Source organism: Enterococcus sp. 6D12_DIV0197, from assembly GCF_002174385.1.
GTDB classification, from domain to species: Bacteria; Bacillota; Bacilli; order Lactobacillales; family Enterococcaceae; genus Enterococcus_D; species Enterococcus_D casseliflavus.
Genome location: NZ_NIBN01000001.1, coordinates 2,065,629 through 2,068,243 on the forward strand (window position 1 = coordinate 2,065,629; position 2,615 = coordinate 2,068,243).

The 2,615-nt window shown below is 31.6% G+C and carries 3 protein-coding genes; 2 read left to right on the forward strand and 1 reads right to left on the reverse strand.

The annotated features are described in order from the left end of the window. The first annotated feature begins 824 nt into the window (after nucleotides 1-824). Both A5867_RS09515 and A5867_RS09520 read left to right on the forward strand, forming a co-directional pair. Nucleotides 825-1,334 carry a type II toxin-antitoxin system antitoxin SocA domain-containing protein gene (locus tag A5867_RS09515; protein ID WP_087627477.1) on the forward strand — a complete coding sequence of 170 codons (510 nt, stop codon included), beginning with the start codon at nucleotides 825-827 and terminating at the stop codon, nucleotides 1,332-1,334. Continuing rightward, complete coding sequence (locus tag A5867_RS09520) at nucleotides 1,282-1,968, forward strand: hypothetical protein (RefSeq protein WP_140397108.1); 687 nt, start codon at nucleotides 1,282-1,284, stop codon at nucleotides 1,966-1,968. The genes A5867_RS09515 and A5867_RS09520 overlap by 53 nt, the downstream gene beginning before the upstream one ends. 29 nt (nucleotides 1,969-1,997) lie before the next feature. Here the strand turns inward: A5867_RS09520 and A5867_RS09525 are convergent, their stop codons facing one another. Then, nucleotides 1,998-2,423, reverse strand: a complete 426-nt coding sequence (locus tag A5867_RS09525) for a hypothetical protein (protein ID WP_087627479.1) — start codon at nucleotides 2,421-2,423, stop codon at nucleotides 1,998-2,000. Nucleotides 2,424-2,615: the final 192 nt, after the last annotated feature.

A 2,615-nucleotide genomic window follows, 5' to 3' on the forward strand; every position in this document is an offset into this window, starting at 1 on the left:
CATCCCAGGTAGTCAGTATTATGATCAAACAACCAGCCCAATTCGCATGTTCAAAACTGAAGTAGAAGCTTTCAAAGCTGGTTTCAAGCCGGCAAAATAAATCAAAGCTCCTTACTCATTTGAGTAGGGGGCTTTCTTTTCTAATATTCGTTTTACTTGCAGTAACTAAGTTTATACTATACATTAGTAGATGCGTGCAATACTTTACGAAGAGTATTTGGCGGGAATGCTTGGGGAAGTGTGCCAATACTCTTCGATTCTTATATTTTATCATTATTTTTATTTAATAGATATTATTGATTAGAAAACCGTCATGAATTTCTTGAATTTAATTAATAAAAGGTGTAATGTAGTTTCATACCCATCAATCCAGTTTTTCATTTGTTTACTCTTCTTTATTAGTCCACTCTATCATAACTAGGGTGGATTTTTTGTTGAAATAAAAACTATGTTCTTGTAGAATGGAGTCATAGCCTTGACCGGGGCTATTTCATTTTATATCTTTTTTCAGGCCCACTCTCCTTGAGGGTGGGTTATTTTTGAGCAAATGGTTTGAAAGATTTGGAAATAGTTAATATAATGAAATCTCCTTATAAAAAACTTTTTCATCTAATTGTGCCGCTCCTCCCCGGGAGTGGTTGTTTTTTTGCTTGTGAAATGTCAAAATGACTGTAATTATTAATAAATCAACATTTAGCTAACAAAATTAGCTTATTCAATTGACGTTTGTGAATTCAAAATGTATAGTTAGCTAAAGGAGACAAAGCGTAAAGTGTTTTTACGCTGATTTTGCTGTACACTAGATCATCAAAGGAGTGGGAAAAATGTCTAAAGCAAACAATAGTGTTGTTTTCGACAATATTTATAGTTTGGCCAAACTGATTAAGACAAAAACGGAGCGTGAAATGACTCCGTTAAGGCTTCAAAAAACTTTATATTTTGTTTATGCTTTTTATGGAGCTACATTAGGTTTATTGAGCGAAGACAATAAAGAAGAAAAAGTTTTTGAAGGTAGCTCCAATTATCCTAAATATCTTTTTAACGAACGATTTGAGGCTTGGCAATATGGTCCTGTTTTGAGAGATATTTATATGGCCAATAAACATGATGCTAAGCTAATATCGGAAGCGGATGACTGGAAACCTAAAGACGATAAAGATCAAGCTATTTTAGATTTGATTGACCAAGTGGTTAAACAAACTGATGAAATGGGAGATTTTACTTTAGTTGAACGTAGTCACGAAGATTCAGAATGGAAAGATGCGTTTAAAGAGGGACAACGTGAAATGGATCCTGAAAAAATCATCGAGGAATATAAGCTTGAGCTCATTTAATTTTAATCTCTCTAGAAAGCTTGATTCGAAATTAGAAGAAAAAAAGATACAAGATATACTAGATCCAAAATCAAAAATTGATATTAAGAATAAAATGAAAAATGGCGGTAATGTGGTTTTAAAGGCTCCAGATAGAGAGAGAATTATTGATATTTCCGAGAATTTTCTTACATCTATTAAGATACCAAAAGTTAAGTTTACTAATCTTGTTAGTTTGGAAAATGTACCTAAAAGTACTAGAAAAACCTTGGAAAAAATAATTGATGATATTTCTTATATATGTCAAAATAATTCAGCAGTTAGTTTTAGTAAGACAAATACAAGTACCTTAAGAACGGTACTCAGAGCTTATGGATTAGATGAGCCTTTCAACGAAACAAATCAGACTATCTTTAAAGTCGATGGGATCTCATTTTATGAACAAGGAAAAAAAGAAAATCCCTTTCGTATATACATGAAAATTTACGGATTTAATGAGAAGCGTACTGAGTATAAGTTGTTGTTTTGTGATATTTATCATCTTTGTTTAATCTCAGGCCACAAAGGTCTAGATGCAGAACAAGTAAGAAATCGAACATATTCAATGTACTCCCACACATGCAATAGCCATCTGAGAGAACTTTTAGAAATTTAAAAGACCCTAGCGAAAGCTAAGGTCTTTTTTTATTGTTTCCATTCACCTGTTCTTAAGTCTATTAGTTCTTCCAATTTAAGAACAGATTTAAAACTTTCATTGTATTCATTATTTCTTGTTTGCTCGTCGAGCTTAAATGATAAATTGTAATAATCACCATTTTTCTTTTTTGGTATTAAATTATTTTCTATCAAAAAATTTATTATCTTTTTTTGCCGATCAAGATCATCGATCTCAAGAAAGAAACATGCAACTCCATTACCATCTTTGCGTGGCATACTACTTAATTTTGCAGTGCTAACAATTTCCTCAACAACACTTTTTTCGCAATATGATCTAATTGTGTCTCTCGCATCAAAGAAGTTAAAGAAAACCATCCATTTTCCTGTTTTAAATTTATCCATATTCTTTCCGGAAGTGAAATATTCCCAATTAGCTAAAATTACGTTATCCATATTTTTACCTCCTTTTAATAAGAGTAACACTTATAATAATCGATTACAATATCGCTGTCTCTTATACACATCTAGATGGAATATTAGTTACAGTACAGTAGTTGGATTTTCATTAGAGTTAAAATAATGAAAGAAAAAGATGAAACGGGGGATTACATGGAAACAACATTTTTCATTTCGAAAAATACTTCT

What these genes read in the sequence shown, in the direction of transcription:
- A5867_RS09515 (WP_087627477.1), top strand. Translation starts at nt 825, where the DNA reads ATGTCTAAAGCAAACAATAGTGTTGTTTTCGACAATATTTATAGTTTG.
- A5867_RS09525 (WP_087627479.1), bottom strand. Translation starts at nt 2,423, where the DNA reads ATGGATAACGTAATTTTAGCTAATTGGGAATATTTCACTTCCGGAAAG.